At 64.4% G+C, this 17,236-nt stretch carries 12 protein-coding genes; 2 read left to right on the forward strand and 10 right to left on the reverse strand.

The features are described from left to right. Positions 1-14 precede the first annotated feature (14 nt). Positions 15-1,907 carry a penicillin-binding protein 2 gene (gene mrdA, locus VXM67_RS12000; RefSeq protein WP_023380140.1) on the reverse strand — a complete coding sequence of 631 codons (1,893 nt, stop codon included), beginning with the start codon at positions 1,905-1,907 and terminating at the stop codon, positions 15-17. Between the two features lie 349 nt (positions 1,908-2,256). Between mrdA and VXM67_RS12005 the strand changes: the two genes are divergently transcribed. Together VXM67_RS12005 and adhP are read left to right on the forward strand one after the other, a co-directional pair. After that, positions 2,257-3,744 carry a DASS family sodium-coupled anion symporter gene (locus VXM67_RS12005; protein ID WP_049818743.1) on the forward strand — a complete coding sequence of 496 codons (1,488 nt, stop codon included), beginning with the start codon at positions 2,257-2,259 and terminating at the stop codon, positions 3,742-3,744. Between the two features lie 82 nt (positions 3,745-3,826). Continuing rightward, positions 3,827-4,837, forward strand: coding sequence for an alcohol dehydrogenase AdhP (gene adhP, locus VXM67_RS12010; protein WP_023380142.1), 1,011 nt, complete (start codon positions 3,827-3,829; stop codon positions 4,835-4,837). A gap of 65 nt (positions 4,838-4,902) precedes the next feature. Here adhP and VXM67_RS12015 read toward each other — a convergent pair whose 3' ends face one another. The 9 genes from VXM67_RS12015 to VXM67_RS12055 all read right to left on the reverse strand — a co-directional run bounded on the left by VXM67_RS12015 (position 4,903) and on the right by VXM67_RS12055 (position 17,162). Continuing rightward, positions 4,903-6,327, reverse strand: coding sequence for a gamma-aminobutyraldehyde dehydrogenase (locus tag VXM67_RS12015; RefSeq protein ID WP_023380143.1), 1,425 nt, complete (start codon positions 6,325-6,327; stop codon positions 4,903-4,905). Positions 6,328-6,400: 73 nt separating this feature from the next. Continuing rightward, positions 6,401-7,222: an ABC transporter permease gene (locus tag VXM67_RS12020; RefSeq protein ID WP_023380144.1), complete on the reverse strand. Its 822-nt coding sequence runs from the start codon at positions 7,220-7,222 to the stop codon at positions 6,401-6,403. Then, entirely contained in the window at positions 7,212-8,162 is a 951-nt protein-coding gene (locus VXM67_RS12025; RefSeq protein WP_027907162.1) for an ABC transporter permease, read from the reverse strand. Before VXM67_RS12025 ends, VXM67_RS12020 begins: the two co-directional genes overlap by 11 nt. 1 nt (position 8,163) lies before the next feature. After that, positions 8,164-9,192: an ABC transporter ATP-binding protein gene (locus tag VXM67_RS12030; protein ID WP_023380146.1), complete on the reverse strand. Its 1,029-nt coding sequence runs from the start codon at positions 9,190-9,192 to the stop codon at positions 8,164-8,166. Between the two features lie 150 nt (positions 9,193-9,342). Beyond that, a complete protein-coding gene (gene ydcS, locus VXM67_RS12035) occupies positions 9,343-10,488 on the reverse strand; it encodes a putative ABC transporter substrate-binding protein YdcS (protein ID WP_023380147.1) in 1,146 nt (381 codons plus the stop codon). Positions 10,489-10,538: 50 nt separating this feature from the next. Then, positions 10,539-11,993 (reverse strand): gamma-aminobutyraldehyde dehydrogenase, encoded by a 1,455-nt coding sequence (locus VXM67_RS12040; protein ID WP_367237696.1) that lies wholly within the window; start codon positions 11,991-11,993, stop codon positions 10,539-10,541. A 173-nt stretch (positions 11,994-12,166) separates the two neighbouring features. After that, complete coding sequence (locus VXM67_RS12045) at positions 12,167-13,078, reverse strand: LysR family transcriptional regulator (RefSeq protein WP_023380149.1); 912 nt, start codon at positions 13,076-13,078, stop codon at positions 12,167-12,169. Positions 13,079-13,213: 135 nt separating this feature from the next. Next, complete coding sequence (locus VXM67_RS12050; protein ID WP_023380150.1) at positions 13,214-14,119, reverse strand: LysR family transcriptional regulator; 906 nt, start codon at positions 14,117-14,119, stop codon at positions 13,214-13,216. A gap of 118 nt (positions 14,120-14,237) precedes the next feature. Then, positions 14,238-17,162 (reverse strand): aminotransferase, encoded by a 2,925-nt coding sequence (locus tag VXM67_RS12055; RefSeq protein ID WP_027907164.1) that lies wholly within the window; start codon positions 17,160-17,162, stop codon positions 14,238-14,240. Positions 17,163-17,236: the final 74 nt, after the last annotated feature.

Below are 17,236 nucleotides of genomic sequence, written 5' to 3' on the forward strand. Positions count from 1 at the left end.
GTTGCCCCGGGTAGTCAGGTATGAGGGACCTGTTTGGCCACCGGCGTCCCGGCATACTGCGGCTTCAAATGCCCCTGGTCATCCAGCAGGTACGCATCCATCACTTCGCGCACCACGGGCCCCGCCACCCGGCCTCCGGCCTCGCCGTTCTCGATCATTACCGCCACCACCACGCTTGGATGGTCAGCCGGAGCGAAGCCGACGAACAGGGCGTTGTCGCGGTGGCGTTCCAGGGTTTTGTCACGGTTGTAGCGCTCGCCTTGCTTGATCGCCACCACCTGCGCGGTGCCGCTCTTGCCTGCAATCCGGTACTGCGCCCCAGCCGCCGCCGCGCGGGCGATACCTCGTGGGTCGTGCATGACCATCTGCATGCCCTGGTTCACCTGGTCCCAGGCATGGCGGTCGTGCAGCACGATGTTCGGCATCGGGTTCGGGTCCACCGGTGCTTCACCGCCCACGGTCATGGCCAGGTGCGGACGGTGCCATACACCTTTACTGGCCAGCAGGCTGGTGGCCTGGGCCAGTTGCAGCGGTGTGACCTGCATGTAGCCCTGGCCAATCCCGAGAATCAATGTCTCGCCGGGGAACCAGGCCTGGCGGCGAGTCGCACGTTTCCATTGCTGCGACGGCATCAGGCCGGCCGCTTCCTCGAACATGTCCAGCGACACCTTCTGACCCAGGCCGAACTCACTCATGTAGTCGTGCAGCCGGTCGATGCCGAGTTTGTGTGCCAAGTCGTAGAAGTAGGTGTCGTTGGAACGCATGATGGCGGTGTACATGTCCACCCAGCCATCGCCGCTGTGGTTCCAGTTGCGGTACTTGTGATCGTAGTTGGGCAACTCGTAGTAGCCGGGGTCGAACACTCGGCTGCCGGGGGTGATCACACCACTGTCGAGACCGGCGATGGCGACTTCCGGCTTGACCGTCGAGCCCGGCGCGTAGAGACCGCGCAGCACGCGGTTGAACAGCGGGCGGTCGATCGAGTCGCGCAGGGCTGCGTATTGCTTGAAACTGATGCCCTTGACGAACAGGTTAGGGTCGAAGCTGGGGTTGCTGACCATCGCCAGCACGTCGCCATTGGCCGGGTCCAGCACTACCACGGCGCCACGTCGGTCGCCCAGGGCTTTCTCCGCAGCCAACTGTAGGTGCGCATCGAGGCTCAGGACGATGTCCTTGCCGGGAATCGGGTCCTGGTGATTGAGCACTCGCATCACACGGCCCTGGGCATTGGTTTCGACCTCTTCGTACCCGACGTGGCCATGCAGCTGGCTTTCGTAGAAGTGCTCGATACCCGTCTTGCCGATCGACTGGGTGCCCCGGTATTCAGTGCTGTCGAGGGTCTTGGCTTCCTTTTCGTTGATGCGCCCGACATAGCCCACCGAATGGGCGAAGTGCTCGGCCAGGGGGTATTCGCGGATGAACTGTGGCTCGACCTCAAGGCCCGGCAGGCGGAATTGGTTGACCGCCACGAGGGCGATCTGCTCCTCGCTCAACCCCACCATCAGGGTCACCGGTTCGAAAGGCTTGCGGCCTCGACGAAGGTCCTTGTCGAACTGCTTGCGATCATCTTCGGACAGGCTCAGGACCTGGGCCAGGGTATCGAGAACCTTGGCCGTATCGCCGGCCCGTTCACGGGTCATGGTCAGGTCGAAGCTGGGCTTGTTGTCGGCCAGCACCACGCCATTGCGGTCGTAGATCAGTCCGCGCTCGGGGGCGATGGGCAGCACATGCACACGGTTGTTTTCCGAAACAGCGGTCTGCTGGTCGTGCTGTACCACCTGCAGCACATACAGCCGTCCCACCAGCACGGCCACCAGGCTGCAGACCAGGGCGGCGCAGGCCAGCAGCCGACGGTTGACCAGGTGCTTTTCCTTTTCGTGGTCCTTCAGGGGTATGGGCTGGGGCATGGGCTCGGCTGTCGGGTCTCGGGCAATACGCAAGATCGCGGGGCAGGCAGGCTTGGGCAGGTTCGGCGCAGCCGCTGACGAGCGGTGTCCCTGCCAGCGCCGACCTGCCCCGCGATGGGCGGGCGATGCTACGCAAGGTCGCCGGGAGCCTCAAGGTACCGGATGCACCGCACGGGCCTGGATATGCCGCTCGCCCCCGGTGTCAGTGCCTTCATGGCCAACATGAAGATTCGTTCATGCGACTGACGGGCATAAAAAACAGTTTTTGCGACGGTTACTGACCTGCAACAGGGTTTTGCAGCCAAGTACTGACTAGACTGGCTTTTCCAACCCTGCCCGTGAGAGCGCGATGACGGACCATCCTCTGCAGCAGACGCCCCCGCAAGCCATCCGTTTCCCCGTCGGATTGGTTGCCGCTGTGATCGCACTGGTGGTGGTCTTGCTGCTGCCTCTGCCGGCCACCCTGCCAGTGGCCGGGCAGCGGATGCTGGCGATTCTGTTGTTCGCGGTCATCGTCTGGGTCACCGAAGCGGTGTCCTATGAAGCCAGCGCCATCATGATCACCTCGCTCATGGCGGTGCTGTTGGGCACTGCGCCCACGTTGCAAGACCCCGCGGTGACCTACGGGTCGTCGGCGGGTGTATCGATGGCGCTCAGCGGCTTTGCTAACCCGGCGCTGGCGCTGGTGGTCGGTGCTTTGTTCATTGCTGCCGCGATGACCCACACTGGGCTGGACAAGCGCATCGCCCTGGTCACGCTGAGCAAGGTCGGCGCCAGCACCCAGCGTGTGCTGCTGGGATCGATGGCGGTGATCGTGCTGTTGAGCCTGGTGGTGCCCAGCGCCACCGCGCGCAGCGCCTGCGTGGTGCCGATCATGATGGGGGTGATCGCGGCATTTGGGGTTTCGGCACGTTCGAACATCGCCGCAGGCATCATGATCATCGTCGCCCAGGGCACCAGCATCTGGAACATCGGGATCCAGACCGCCGCGGCCCAGAACCTGCTGACGGTGGGCTTCATGGACAAGATGCTCGGGCAGCGGGTGTCTTGGATCGACTGGCTGATGGCCGGCGCGCCGTGGGCGGTGATCATGTCGCTGGTGCTGGTGGTGCTGGTCCTGAAACTGCTGCCCCCGGAAAGCGACAAGGTGCCGGGCGGCATGGAGGGGGTCAACCAAAGCCTGACGCAACTAGGGCCCATGACTGGCGCGCAGAAGCGTCTGGGCCTGGTCTCGCTGCTGTTGTTACTGGCCTGGGCCACGGAAGGGCGCCTGCACCCGTTCGATACCACGACCACCACCTATGTCGGCTTGGTGGTGCTGTTGCTGCCGCGCTTTGGCGTGATGACCTGGAAGGATGTGCAGGCGCGCATTCCGTGGGGCACGGTGATCGTGTTCGGCGTCGGCATCAGCCTGGGTACTGCCCTGCTCAGCACCCAAGCAGGGCAGTGGCTGGGCGCGCAGGTGGTCGAGCGCACCGGGCTGGACCAGGTCGGCTCGTTGGGCGTGTTCGCGATCCTCAGTGCATTCCTGATTCTGATTCACCTGGGCTTTGCCAGTGCCACCGCGCTGACGTCGGCATTCCTGCCCATTCTCATTGCAGTCCTGCAGACGCTGCCCGGCGATTTCAGCCGGGTTGGCATGACCATGCTGCTCGGTTTTGCCGTCAGCTTCGGTTTCATTCTGCCGATCAACGCCCCGCAGAACATGGTCTGCCTGGGCACCGATACCTTCACCCCCAGGCAGTTCGCGCGGGTTGGCATCTGGGTCAGTGTGATCGGCTATGTGCTGTTGTTGGTCTTTGCCGGGACCTATTGGTCGTGGCTGGGCTGGATGTAACCCGCCGGCAAGCCCGGCAACGCTCGTTGGCTAGCCGACCGAGCGATCACTCAAGCTCATGTGGGAATACAAGGAGGCGAGTATGAAAGCTGCTGTCGTTGCAAAAGGGCAACGTGTGGAAGTGGTCGAGAAAACCCTGCGACCGTTGAAGCACGGTGAAGCGCTCCTGGCGATGGAGTGCTGTGGCGTCTGCCATACCGACCTGCACGTGAAGAACGCCGATTTCGGTGACAAGACCGGTGTCGTGCTGGGTCATGAGGGCATCGGCGTGGTCAAGGAAGTTGGTCCGGGTGTCACCTCGCTGAAAATAGGCGACCGGGCCAGTGTCGCCTGGTTCTACCAGGGATGTGGTCATTGCGAATACTGCAACAGCGGTAACGAAACCCTGTGCCGCGAGGTGAAGAACGCCGGCTACACCGTCGATGGCGGCATGGCCGAAGAGTGCATCGTGGTGGCCGATTACGCGGTCAAGGTGCCCGATGGGCTGGACTCCGCTGCTGCAAGCAGCGTCACCTGTGCTGGCGTCACCACCTACAAGGCAGTGAAGATTTCCAACATTCGCCCCGGACAGTGGATTGCCATCTACGGCCTCGGCGGCCTGGGCAACCTGGCCCTTCAGTACGCCAAGAACGTCTTCAATGCCAGGGTCATTGCGGTGGACATCAACGATGACCAGCTGGCGTTCGCACGGGAAATGGGAGCGGACCTGACGATCAACTCCCTCAAGGAAGACGCCGCGAAGATCATCCAGGAGAAAACCGGGGGGGCTCATGCGGCCGTGGTGACGGCCGTGGCGAAGGCGGCGTTCAACTCAGCGGTGGACGCGTTGCGCGCGGGCGGGCGACTGGTGGCGGTCGGTTTGCCGACCGCCAGCATGGACCTCAACATTCCCCGCCTGGTACTGGACGGTATCGAAGTGGTCGGCTCGCTGGTCGGCACTCGCCAGGACCTGCACGAGGCCTTCGAATTCGCCGCGCAAGGCAAAGTGGTGCCGAAGGTCGCCCTGCGCCGCATCGAAGAGATCAACGAGATCTTCGATGAAATGGAGCAAGGCAAGATCACTGGTCGCATGGTGATCGACTTCACTCAGTAAGGCAGTCGAAGCAAGGCCCCGGTCGCAGGGTGGTGCTCGCCGGGGCCTTGTTTTTCAAGCCGTGGTCAGTGCTTGAACATTACATGACGGATGGCCGTGTAGTCCTCGAGGCCATACATCGACATGTCCTTGCCATAGCCGGACAGCTTCACGCCGCCATGCGGCATCTCGCTGACCAGCATGAAGTGGGTGTTGACCCAGGTGCAGCCGTACTGCAGGCGCGCCGCCAGTCGGTGGGCGCGACCGACATCGGCGGTCCACACCGAGGAGGCCAGGCCATAATCGGAGTCGTTGGCCCAGGCCAGGGCCTGTGCCTCGTCGTCGAACTCGGTGACCGATACCACCGGGCCGAAGATCTCGCGACGCACCACTTCGTCATCCTGAAGGGCGCCGGCCAGTACGGTCGGTTCGAAGAAGAAGCCTGCACGTTCGGCGCGCTTGCCACCGGTAACCACTTCGATGTGCGGCAACTGCCGGGCACGCTCGACGAAACCGGCGACGCGCTCCAGATGCTGCTGGGTGATCAATGGCCCCAATTCGGTGTCCGGGTCGTCCTGCTCGCCATAGCGAATGCTGGCAACGGCTTCGCCGAGCTTCTGCACGAACTTGGCGTAGATGCCTTTCTGTGCATAGATGCGGCAAGCCGCGGTGCAGTCTTGCCCGGCGTTGTAGAAGCCGAAGGTGCGGATGCCTTCCACGGCGGCGTCGATATCGGCGTCGTCGAAGATGATCACCGGGGCCTTGCCGCCCAATTCCATGTGCATGCGCTTCACCGTGTCAGCGGTGCCGGCAATGATGCGGCTGCCGGTGGCCACCGAGCCGGTCAACGAGACCATGCGCACTTTCGGGTGGGCGGTCAGGGGCTCACCGACGCTTGGGCCACGGCCGAAGACTATGTTCACCACGCCAGCCGGGAAAATGCCGGCAATCAGCTCAGCCAGGCGCAGGGCAGTCAGCGGGGTCTGCTCGGACGGCTTGAGTACCACGGTGTTGCCGGCGGCCAGGGCTGGGGCGAGTTTCCAGGCCGCCATCATCAGTGGGTAGTTCCACGGGGCGATCGACGCAACCACGCCCACCGGGTCACGGCGGATCATCGAGGTATGGCCCGGCAGGTATTCGCCAGCGGCCGAACCTTGCAGGCAACGGCTGGCACCTGCGAAGAAGCGGAACACGTCGGCCACGGCTGGCAGTTCGTCGTTCAGCGCGGCGCTGTAGGGCTTGCCGCAGTTGTTCGATTCCAGGCGTGCCAGTTCCGCTGCGTTGGCATCGATGGCGTCGGCCAGCTTCAACAGCAGGAGCGAGCGGTCCTTCGGCGCGGTCTGCGACCAGCTGTCGAAGGCGGTATCGGCAGCCTGAACGGCGGCATCGACCTGGGCAGGCGTGGCCTCAGCGATCTCGATCAGAGTGGTGCCGAGTGACGGATTGAGGATGGCAAGCGTTTCGCCTTTGCCGGCGACCAGTTGGCCGTTGATCAACAGGTTGGTTTGCATCGGTGGAACCTCCAGTTCGGGAGCGTAGAGCACATTCGGTCGGTGTCGTGTTCAAGCGCGTGCCACGGCGCGGCTACTTGCCGCTGCCCGCCACGCCTTCGCCACCTTTGGTCAGGTAATAGGCGCCCAGGATCGGCAGCATCGTCACGAGCATCACCAGCATGGCGACCACGTTGGTTACGGGGACGTCGCGGGGGCGGCCCAGTTGGTTCAGCAGCCAGATTGGCAAGGTTCGCTCATGGCCGGCGGTGAAGGTGGTGACGATGATTTCGTCGAATGACAGGGCGAACGCCAGCATGCCGCCGGCCAGCAAGGCCGAGCCAAGGTTGGGCAGGATCACGTGGCGGAAGGTCTGCCAGCCATCGGCGCCCAGGTCCATCGAGGCTTCGATCAGGCTCTGGGAGGTCCGCCGCAGGCGAGCGATGACGTTGTTGTAGACGATCACCACGCAGAAAGTGGCATGGCCGATGACGATGGTCAGCATGCCCGGCTCGATGCCCAGTGACTTGAACGCCGACAGCAGGGCGATACCGGTGATGATGCCGGGCAAGGCAATCGGCAGGATCAGCATCAGCGAGATGCCTTCCTTGCCGAAGAAGTCGCGCCTGTACAGCGCCACCGAGGCCAGGGTGCCCAGCACCATGGCGATCAGCGTGGCGATGCCGGCGACCTTTACCGACAGCACGATGGCATCGAGTACGTCCTGGCGCGCGAACGCCACGCTGAACCAGTGCAGGGTGAAGCCCTTGGGCGGGAAGCTGAAGGCGGCGTCCTCGGTGTTGAAGGCGTACAGGAAGATGATCAGGATCGGGAAGTGCAGGAACACCAGTCCGCCCCAGGCGGCGGCTTTCAGCCCCCAGGAAGCCTGGCCGTGGGTTGAGGAGTCAGAGTGCATCGAAGGCCCCCAGGCGTTTGACGATGGACAGGTAGACGGCGATCAGCACGATCGGTACCAGGGTGAAGGCGGCCGCCATCGGCATGTTGCCGATCGCGCCTTGCTGGGCGTACACCATGTTGCCGATGAAGAACCCGGGTGGACCCACCAGTTGTGGCACGATGAAGTCGCCCAGGGTGAGGCTGAAGGTGAAGATCGAACCGGCGGCGATGCCAGGCACCGACAACGGCAGGATGACCTGGAAGAAGGTCTGCTGCGGGTGTGCCCCCAGGTCGGCCGAGGCTTGCAGCAACGAAGGCGGCAGGCGTTCGAGCGAGGCCTGGATCGGCAGGATCATGAACGGCAGCCAGATGTACACGAACACCAAGAAGCGCCCGAAGCTGGAGGTGGACAGGGTATTGCCCCCCAGCCCCGGCAGGCCCAGTAGCAGGTTCAGTACAGGTTCCAGGCCCAGGTGCTGGATGAACCACATCGCCACGCCGCCCTTGGCCAGCAGTAGGGTCCAGGCGTAGGTCTTGACGATATAGCTGGCCCACATCGGCAGCATCACGGCGATGTAGAAAAACGCCTTGGTCTTGCCGTGGGTGTAGCGTGCCATGTAGTAGGCGATGGGGAAGGCCACCGCGCCGCTGGCGACGGATACCGCCACGGCCATCAGCACCGTGCGCTGGATGATGTCGAAGTTGGCCGGGTTGAACAGCGAGGTGAAGTTGGACCAGGTAAAGTCCGAGGTCACCATCATGGTGAAGTCGTCGAAGGTGTAGAAACCCTGCCACAGCAAGGTCAGCAACGAGCCCAGGTAGATTGCGCCGAACCACAGCAGCGGTGGTACCAGCAGCAGCGACAGGTACAGGGTCGGCTTGCGGTACAGCAGGTTCGACAGGCGTCGCAGCGGGCCATTGGCTGTCGCCGTAGCCGGTGCATTGAGGGTCAGTTCCATGTCATGCGCCCTCGTTGAGTACCACCATGGCCGCGCGCGACCAGCGAGCGGTCACCTGCTGGCCCGGCTGGTGGGGGAGGTGGCTGTCGGCCCACTGGCTGTTGGCCTGGCTGAGGCAGAGGTTCTGACCGTTGTCCAGGCGGATTTCGTAGCGGGTCGCCGCACCTTGGTACTGGATGTCGTGCAGCAGGCCGCTGATCTCGATGTCGCTGGCGCCGCGTTCGCCGTCGGCGAAGCGGATGTGTTCCGGACGGATGGAAAACGGCTGTGCGTTGCCGGTCAGGGCGCGGGCGAGGTCGCCGCGCAGCACGTTCGAGGTGCCGACGAATTCCGCCACGAACGGTGTGGCCGGCTTCATGTACAGGTTGCGAGGGGTGTCGACCTGCTCGATGCGGCCTTTGTTGAACACCGCCACGCGGTCGGACATCGACAGCGCTTCGCTCTGGTCGTGGGTCACGAAGATGAAGGTGATGCCCAGTTGGCGCTGCAGTTTCTTCAGCTCGCTCTGCATCTGTTCGCGCAACTTGAGATCCAGCGCGCCCAGGGGTTCGTCCAGCAGCAGTACGCGTGGGCGGTTGACCAGGGCGCGGGCCAAGGCCACGCGTTGGCGCTGCCCGCCGGAAAGCTGCACCGGCTTGCGCTGGCCATAACCCCCCAAGGCCACCATGGCCAACGCCTCTTCGGCACGCTGCAGGCGGTCAGCCTTGCCAACCCCTTTCACCTTCAGGCCATAGGCGACGTTCTCCAGCACGCTCATGTGCGGGAACAGCGCGTAGTCCTGAAACACCGTGTTGACGTCGCGCTGATAGGGCGGCAGACCGGCGGCTTCCTGACCGTGGATGCGGATCGAGCCTGCGCTGGGTTGCTCGAAGCCGGCGATCAGGCGCAGGCAGGTGGTCTTGCCCGAGCCCGATGGGCCGAGCATGGAGAAGAACTCGCCGTCCTTGATGTCGATGGACACCCGGTCAACGGCTTTCACCTCGCCGAATTGGCGGGAAACCTGGGTGAACTGAACAGCGGGGGTGGTCATGGTGCACGCTCCAAGGGGCAGGAATCCGGCGTAGCAGGGCCCTGCCCGTTGCTCTGAAGGACGGGAAATCGCTATGCAGGTAGTTCGGTGTGGGGCTGGCGCGCCTGGCACTCACTGACGCGTGCTGCCAGGCGCCGGGAAAGCCGTCGCTCAGCGGCCGCCCATGATCCCGATGTAATCCTGGGTCCAGCGGCTGTAGGGCACGAACTTGCCGCCCTCGGCCACTGGGGTTTTCCAGAACGCGATCTTGTCGAACTGGTTGTAGCCGTTGCTGGCGCAGCCTTCGGCACCCAGCAAGGCACTGGCCTTGCAGCCTTCGGGGGCTGCCGGGACCGAGCCGAACCAGGCAGCGACGTCACCCTGTACCTTGGGCTCCAGCGACCAGCTCAGCCATTTGTAGGCGCAGTTGGGGTGTTTGGCCTCGGCATGCAGCATGGTGGTATCGGCCCACCCGGTAACGCCTTCCTTGGGGAAAACGGTGGCGATGGGCTGGCCCTCGGCCTTGAGTGCGTTGGCCTGGTACGGCCAGGCACTGGAGGCCACGACGCCTTCGTTCTTGAAGTCGCTCATCTGCACCGTGGTGTCGTGCCAGTAACGATGGATCAGTTCACGCTGTTTGCGCAGCAGTTCGATCACCGCGGCGTACTGCTTCTCGTCGAGTTGATAGGGGTCGGTGATGCCCAACTGCGGCTGGGTGGCCTTGAGGTACAGCGCGGCATCGGCGACGTAGATCGGGCCGTCGTAGGCCTGCACGCGGCCCTTGTTCGGCTTGCCGTCGGCCAGGTCCTGGCCTTGGAATACTACCTTCCAGCTGTCCGGCGGAGTGGGGAACACCTGGGTGTTGTACATCAACAGGTTCGGGCCCCACTGGTAGGGGGCGCCGTAGGTCTTGCCGTCGACCACGTACCAGGCCGCATCCTTGAGCCTGGGGTCGATGTTCTTCCAGTTGGGAATCAACGCAGGGTCGATCGGCTGCACGCGTTTGCCGTAGATCAGCCGCAGCGAAGCATCACCTGAAGCGGTGACCAGGTCATAGCCGCCCTTGGCCATCAGGCTGACCATCTCGTCGGAGGTGGCGGCGGTCTTGACGTTGACCTGGCAGCCGGTTTCCTTTTCGAATGGGGTGACCCAGTCGTACTGCTTGTCGGACTCGCCACGCTCGATGTAACCGGGCCAGGCGACGATGTCCAGGCGGCCTTCACCCGCGCCGACCTCCTTCAAGGCCTCAGCGGCCTGGGTGCCGGCGCTGGCCAGTAGGGCGGTGGTGATGGCACTGAGTAGTACGGTCTTGCGCATCGGGTGAGTTCCTCTTGTTGTTGTCGCTTGGGATGTGCCGGCAGGCGCGTTCACTCCAGCTGCTGGCCGTGGCGCGCCATGATGTGGCGAACCACGCTGTAGTCCTGCAGCGAGTCACTGGACAGGTCCTTGCCATACCCCGAGCGCTTGAGGCCGCCGTGGGGCATTTCACTGGCCAGCATGAAATGGGTGTTGATCCAGGTGCAGCCATACTGCAAGCGGTTGGCGACCTGGAACGCCTTGTCCAGGTTCTGCGTCCACACCGATGAAGCCAGGCCGTATTCCGAGTCGTTGGCCCAGTCCACCGCCTGTTCCAGCTGATCGAAGCGGGTCACCGTGACCACTGGGCCGAACACTTCGCGCTGGACGATCTCATCCTGCTGCTTGCAGCCGGCGAGCAGGGTGGGCTGGTAGAAGAAGCCCGCTCCCGAATGCGCGGCAGCGCCGGTGACCCGTTCGATATGCGGCTGGCCCAGGGCGCGTTCGACGAAGCTGGCCACGCGGTCGCGCTGGCGGGCGCTGATCAATGGGCCGATCTCGTTGTCGGCGTCGCGCTTGCGGGCGAAGCGAATACTGGCCACGGCATCGCCGAGCTCGGCGACCAGACGGTCGTGGATGCCGGCCTGGGCGTAGATGCGGCAGGCGGCGGTGCAGTCCTGGCCGGCGTTGTAGTAGCCGTGGGTGCGCACACCTTCGACCACGGCGGCCAGGTCGGCGTCATTGCAGACGATCACTGGGGCCTTGCCGCCAAGCTCCAGATGGGTGCGCTTGAGGGTGCGCGAGGCAGCCTGCAGGATCTTCTGCCCGGTGACGATATCGCCGGTGAGGGAAACCATGCGCACCTTCGGGTGGCTGACCAGATGGCTGCCGATGCCTTCGCCACCGCCGCAGACGATATTGAGCACGCCGGGTGGCAGGACCTGCGCCAGGGTGGGTGCCAGCGCCAGGATACTCAGCGGGGTGTGTTCGGACGGTTTGAACACCAGGGTGTTGCCGGCCGCCAGGGCCGGAGCGATTTTCCAGGCCGCCATCATCAGCGGGTAGTTCCACGGCGCGATGGAGGCCACCACGCCGACCGGGTCACGACGTACCATGCTGGTATGGCCGGGAATGTATTCGCCGGACAATTGGCCTTGCTGGCAACGCACGGCGCCGGCGAAGAAGCGGAATACGTCGGCGGTGGCAGGGATGTCGTCCTGGCGTGCCAGGTGCAGCGGTTTGCCGCAGTTGAGTGCTTCGAGCCGGGCGAGTTCGTCGGCGCAGTGGTCGATGGCTTCGGCGATGGCCAGCAGCGCCTTGGCGCGCTGGGCGGGGGTGGTGCGTGACCAGGCCGGGAAGGCCCGGTGGGCGGCCGCGATGGCGGTTTCGAGTTGATCCAGCGAACCTTCGGCGATGCTGACCAGGGTCTGGCCACTGGCCGGGTTGATGATCGGTTCGACAATACCCTGGCCTGCGACCAGTTGGCCGTCGATCAGCAACGCGGTGTGCAGGGGGGCACCAGTCATCTTGGACGCTCGTCGTTTATCGGTCTTGTTGTCGTGGGGCATAGGCAGGCTCCGCAAGGTTGAAGCCCGGAACTGGCCCTGTGCTATGGCAACAGAGACTAGAGTCCGGGCCAGTGGACGACAAATGCTTAATACTGAAAGCGTCGTTCGAAAAAATCGAATGCTACACGCTGTCAGATCGACAGGCGCTTGGCGTTGGGCTGTTCGCGGGCCACGGTGAGGAATGGGTCGACCAGCGTCGGCCGCGCCGTGCCACGGCGCCAGGCAAGGCCGACGTCGAGTGGCTCGCCAAGGTCCACCAGTGGGCGCGCCTCGATGATGTCGCCCTCCAATGACCATGGGCGGTAAGTCATGTCGGGCTGAATCGACAAGCCCAGGCCGGCGGCAACCAAGCTACGCACCGCCTCCACCGAGGCCGTGCGCAGGGTCACTTGCGGTACAAGCCCGGCACGGGACCAGATGCGCTGGGTATGCAGGCCCATTTCGTCAGCGTTCAGCTGGATCAATGGCTCGCCCGCCACATCGGCCAGGGCGATGCTGTCGCGTTCCAGCAATGGATGTTGCGGCGGCAGCCACAGCCGGTGTGGAGAGTGGGTGAGTACTTCGGTCTGCAACGCGTGACGGTCTTCGAGGTTGGACAGAATCAGCACGCCAACGTCGATCTCGCCGCTGACCAGCAAGTGTTCGATGTAGGGACGTTCGTCCTCCACCACCCGAGTGCGCACGTTGGGGTAGGCGCGCTGGAAGCGGTTGATCAGGTCTGCCAGGTAATAGCCGGCCACCAGGCTTGTAACGCCGATGGTCAGGCTGCCGGTGACCTGGTCGGTGCTCTGTTGCAGGCTGCGCTTGGCGTTTTCCACCGTGGCCAGGATCAGGTGCGACTGGCGCAGGAACTGGTGGCCTTGGTGCGTGAGGGTCATGCCCTTGGCGTGGCGGTCGAACAGACGCACGCCGATTTCTTCCTCCAGCTGCTGGATGGCCAGGGTCAGGGTGGACTGGGAAATGAACACTGCCTGGGCGGCAGCGGAAATCGAGCCGGTTTCGGCGACGGCGATGAAATGGCGGATCTGGCGGAGCGTCATCATAGGTAGTGGGCCGCTTTCGATCAATCGGCGCGCAAGCCCGTCGTCGAGGCGGGTAGGGCGCTTTTTCGTTGTGGTTTATCGAAAGCCCATGGGAGCATTCTTTTTAATCGAAAGAAAGCAGTTGGACGCAAGCAATCAGGACCTGGGCGGTTCTCGTTCGAAGCAATGGCGCATGGCGTCCAGATAACGGCGTGCGCCAAGGCCCAGTGGTCGGGACTTGATCCAGATGATATCCACCCACAGCCGCAGGCGGCTGGCCATGTTGTCGAAGCGCACCTCGGCCAATGCGCCGGAGGCGATCAGTGGCTCGACCAGCGGCTGCGGCAGATAGGCCCAGCCCAGGCCGGATTGCACCAGGTCGAGCGTGGCCAGGTAGCTGTCGGTCAGCCAGATGCGCCGGGACAGCACCATGCGCGGGTCGGACCCGGTAGGGTTGCCGGACGCCACGATGATCTGCCGCTGTTCGGCAAGCTGTTCCTCAGGCAGCGGTGTGCCGCTGTGCTGACCGGCGGGGTGACGTGGCGAGGCGACCGCCACCAGCAGTTGGCTACCGGCTTCGAGAAAGGACTCGCGCTCGTCGATGCCAGGTCGTTCGAACACCAGGGCCAGTTGCACGCTGCCCTCATGCAGCAGGCGAATGGCTTCCGATTGCGTGGCAGAGCGGACCTCGATCTCCAGGTTGGGAAACGCGTTCGCCAGCATCTCCAGTGGTTGGCTCCAGCGCCCGGTCTGCAGTTCGGGTGCCATGGCGATGGTCAGGCGCTTTTCCAGCCCTTTGTGCAATTGCAGGGCCTGTGCATCCAGCAGGTTCAGTTGGCAGATCACCTGCCGGGCCTGGGGCTCGAGTGCCAGCGCCGCGCTGGTGGGCAGGGCCTTGCGGGTTGCGCGGTCGAACAGGGCCAAGTCCAGTTCGGCTTCCAGTTGGCCGATGGCCATGCTCACCGCCGAGGGTACGCGGCCAAGCTTGCGGGCGGCCGCAGAGAATGAACCGCCGTCCAGCACGGCGAGGAACACGGCCAGGGAATCGCTCGTGAATGCCATTGTCAGGAAACCTGATGACGCTTGTGTTTTATTGATAGAAATTATGAACACAAGAGGGCGCTATCACAACTATCGGCCTTGCCCACCGGGCGCACCGGTGGGCAAGGCTGAAGGACCGCTACAGGCCTTCCTGCAGGATCCGCTCGATGCTGTCGACGAAGTAGTCGACGCTGGCCCGCGTGGTGCACATCGGCGGTTTGATCTTGAGGATGTTCAGGTAATCGCCGGTCGGCTGCATGAAGATGCCGAGGTCGCGCAGGCGGTTGCACAGCGCGGTGGTTTCTTCGGTGGCTGGCTCCAGGGTCTGCCGGTCGCGCACCAGCTCCAGCCCCAGGTAGAAGCCCGAGCCATGGGCGGCGCCAGCCAAGGGGTAGCGGTCGACCAGGTCCTGCAGGCGCGCCTTGAAGTAACGCCCGACCTCCCGCGCATTGTCCAGCAGTCCTTCGCCATGCAGCACATCCAGCACCGCCATGCCGATGCGGCAACTGACCGGGCTGCCGCCTGCCGAGGAGAAGAAGTAGCCCTCTGCCTCCAGTGCCTCGGCGATTTCGCGGCGGGTAATGACCGCGCCCAGGGGTTGGCCGTTGCCCATACCCTTGGCCATGGTGATGATATCCGGCACCACGCCTTGCTCTTCGAAGCCCCAGAAGTATTCGCCCAAGCGTCCATAACCCACCTGTACCTCGTCGGCGATGCACACGCCACCGCGAGCACGGACCTTGGCGTAGGCCGCCTGCAGGTAACCCGCTGGCAAGGAAATGCCGCCGGCATTGCCGTACACCGGCTCGCAAATGAATCCAGCCAGTTGGCGGCCACGGGCATCGAGGTCGGCGAGCTTGGCATCGACATCGCGCAGGTAGTCCGCGGCGCTGTCCGGGCCCTTGTAGCGCCCGCGGAAGGTGTTCGGCGCCTGCACCGGGTGCACCCAGTCCGGTCGGGTTTCCAGGGCCTGCGGGTTGTCGGCGATGGAGGTGGAAATGGCATCGGTGGCCACTGACCAGCCATGGTAGGCCTCCAGCACGCTGAGCAGGTCACGTCCGCCGCTATAGGCCCAGGCCAGGCGAATCGCCAGGTCGTTGGCCTCAGTGCCACTGTTGACCAGGAACACCCGGTCGAAGCCCTCGGGCGCCAGTTCCAGCAGGCGTTCGGAGAACTCGGCGATGGCCGCGTAGTGGAAGCGCGAGTTGGTGTTGACCAGCGACCACTGGCGCGCCGACTCGGCGGCCATGCGCGGGTGACCGTGGCCCAGCACCGCGACGTTGTTGAGCATGTCCAGGTAGGAGCGGCCCTGCATGTCGATCAGGTAGTTGCGCCAGCCGCGCTCGATGTGGGGCGGCTGGGCGTAGTAGTGCTTCTGCGAGCGGGCGAAGCTGGCATCGCGGCGCGCCAGCAGGGCTTGCGGGTCGGGCAGTGGCTCGGCATCGCAGTCCAGGCCCAGCAACGCTGCCGGCGACGGGCACAGGGCCATCCAGGCGGCGGCCTGCGAGGGCGCGGCAAAGAATGGCGGCTGCAGGCCTTCGTCCAGGCACAGCTGAACGCTGAGAAAACCGCAGCTGCTGCCCAATGCCTGCCCTTTGGCCAAGGCCTGGCCATGCTCGGGGGCATCTTCCAGGCCACTGAGCCACAGGGTCCAGGTGGCGGTGCGCAGGCAGCCGCGACCATCGCCGGTACGCTGCCAGGTGCCGGCCTCCGGCGCCTGCACAAGGCTACCGTTCGGCAGATTGAGCTCTACGCCCAGGGCGCAGGTCGCCGGTTCGTCAGGGCGGTCGATGTGGGTTTGCGACAAACGGAACTGGCCATGCAGGCTGCACGCGGGGGCGGGCTGGGCCGTCAGTACGTGCTGGTCGAAACCGGGCTGCTCCCAGTTGCCAGCCTCGCAGTGCGGGCTGAGCACACCCAGGTCGACCCGGCTCACGGCCTGTCCGGCCAGGGCGGGAATCAGGGGCAGGCAGCCGGCGAAGTCCACGGTGGCCTGGGGTTTGCCGGCGGCGTGCAGGATTGCCGCCTCCATCAGTGCGGCGGGCACGGCACAGGCGGTGTCGAAGATTTCCCATTCGTGGGCGATGTTGTCACGGGTGTACTGGTTGGCCGGGTCGACCGCCAGTTGCTGTTCGCTGCTCAGGACCAGTACCGCCGAACGCAGTTGCACCAACGGCCACAGGGCATGTACCTCGGCGTCGTGAAGTGGGTTTAGCGCCTGGTAGGCACTGATCGCCGGCAGGATACGCAGCGGGTCGCCCTCGGCGTGGTGGAGCAGGGCCGAGCACGTCACCGACAGGTCGGCGATGCGCCAGGTGCGCAGCAGGTCGCCGAAGTCGATCACCCCTTGCACTTGCCAGTGACGTTCGGCATCGCGGCCCCAGACGACGTTGTCGTCGGTGATGTCCAGGTGCACGGCTTGGCTCGGCAAGTGCTCGACCAGCGGTTCCAGGCGCTTGGCCGCCTGCTGTGCCAGGCGCGATACCTGGTCCCGGCGCGCAGGGTCCTTCAGCACGGGGAGCAGGTGTTCGATCAGTGCCAGGGCGTGGCGAGGGTCCCATTGCAGGGTGCGCTCCAACCCCGGATGGTCGAAGCCGGCCAGGGCCTTGTCGACCCGGGCGCACAGCGCGCCGAATTCGGCAACGACCGAGGCTGGCAGGTGCGCCAGACGAGTCAGAGGTTGCCCGTCCAGATAGTCGAGCAAGCGTGCACGCAACGGCTGGCCGCCTACCTCGACGGCCAGCAGCGCCCGGCCATTGCGTGCCGTGCGCACGGCGGGTACCTGCAATCCCTGGTCACGCAGGTACGCCAGTGCCGCGTGTTGCGCTTCGAGCTCGATCTGGGCGTAGGTGCCATGGCAGGCCTTGAGCACATACCGCCCCTGCGGGCTATCGACCCGGTAGTTGAGGTCCTGCTGGCTGCCAAGGGCCTGTAGCGTCCCGTCGAGGTCATAGTGCTCACGCAGCAAGGCATGGGCCTGGTCTTCGTTGAGCGAAGGGCTGGACTGGCTGGAGCGTTCGAGCAGCGAAGCGAGCGAGGTGGAGGTTGCGTGCGGGAAGGACATGGATGCCACCGTGGGTCGTACAATTATTGGCGCCGAATCTATGCCTCAGTTGGCTGACGATAAAAGACAATCGT

This window comes from Pseudomonas sp. Rh2, from assembly GCF_040762985.1.
Classification (GTDB): domain Bacteria; phylum Pseudomonadota; class Gammaproteobacteria; order Pseudomonadales; family Pseudomonadaceae; genus Aquipseudomonas; species Aquipseudomonas taiwanensis.

Coding starts and splice junctions, on each gene's coding strand:
- mrdA (WP_023380140.1), bottom strand. CDS start 1,907: ATGCCCCAGCCCATACCCCTGAAGGACCACGAAAAGGAAAAGCACCTG.
- VXM67_RS12005 (WP_049818743.1), top strand. CDS start 2,257: ATGACGGACCATCCTCTGCAGCAGACGCCCCCGCAAGCCATCCGTTTC.
- adhP (WP_023380142.1), top strand. CDS start 3,827: ATGAAAGCTGCTGTCGTTGCAAAAGGGCAACGTGTGGAAGTGGTCGAG.
- VXM67_RS12015 (WP_023380143.1), bottom strand. CDS start 6,327: ATGCAAACCAACCTGTTGATCAACGGCCAACTGGTCGCCGGCAAAGGC.
- VXM67_RS12020 (WP_023380144.1), bottom strand. CDS start 7,222: ATGCACTCTGACTCCTCAACCCACGGCCAGGCTTCCTGGGGGCTGAAA.
- VXM67_RS12025 (WP_027907162.1), bottom strand. CDS start 8,162: ATGGAACTGACCCTCAATGCACCGGCTACGGCGACAGCCAATGGCCCG.
- VXM67_RS12030 (WP_023380146.1), bottom strand. CDS start 9,192: ATGACCACCCCCGCTGTTCAGTTCACCCAGGTTTCCCGCCAATTCGGC.
- ydcS (WP_023380147.1), bottom strand. CDS start 10,488: ATGCGCAAGACCGTACTACTCAGTGCCATCACCACCGCCCTACTGGCC.
- VXM67_RS12040 (WP_367237696.1), bottom strand. CDS start 11,993: ATGACTGGTGCCCCCCTGCACACCGCGTTGCTGATCGACGGCCAACTG.
- VXM67_RS12045 (WP_023380149.1), bottom strand. CDS start 13,078: ATGATGACGCTCCGCCAGATCCGCCATTTCATCGCCGTCGCCGAAACC.
- VXM67_RS12050 (WP_023380150.1), bottom strand. CDS start 14,119: ATGGCATTCACGAGCGATTCCCTGGCCGTGTTCCTCGCCGTGCTGGAC.
- VXM67_RS12055 (WP_027907164.1), bottom strand. CDS start 17,162: ATGTCCTTCCCGCACGCAACCTCCACCTCGCTCGCTTCGCTGCTCGAA.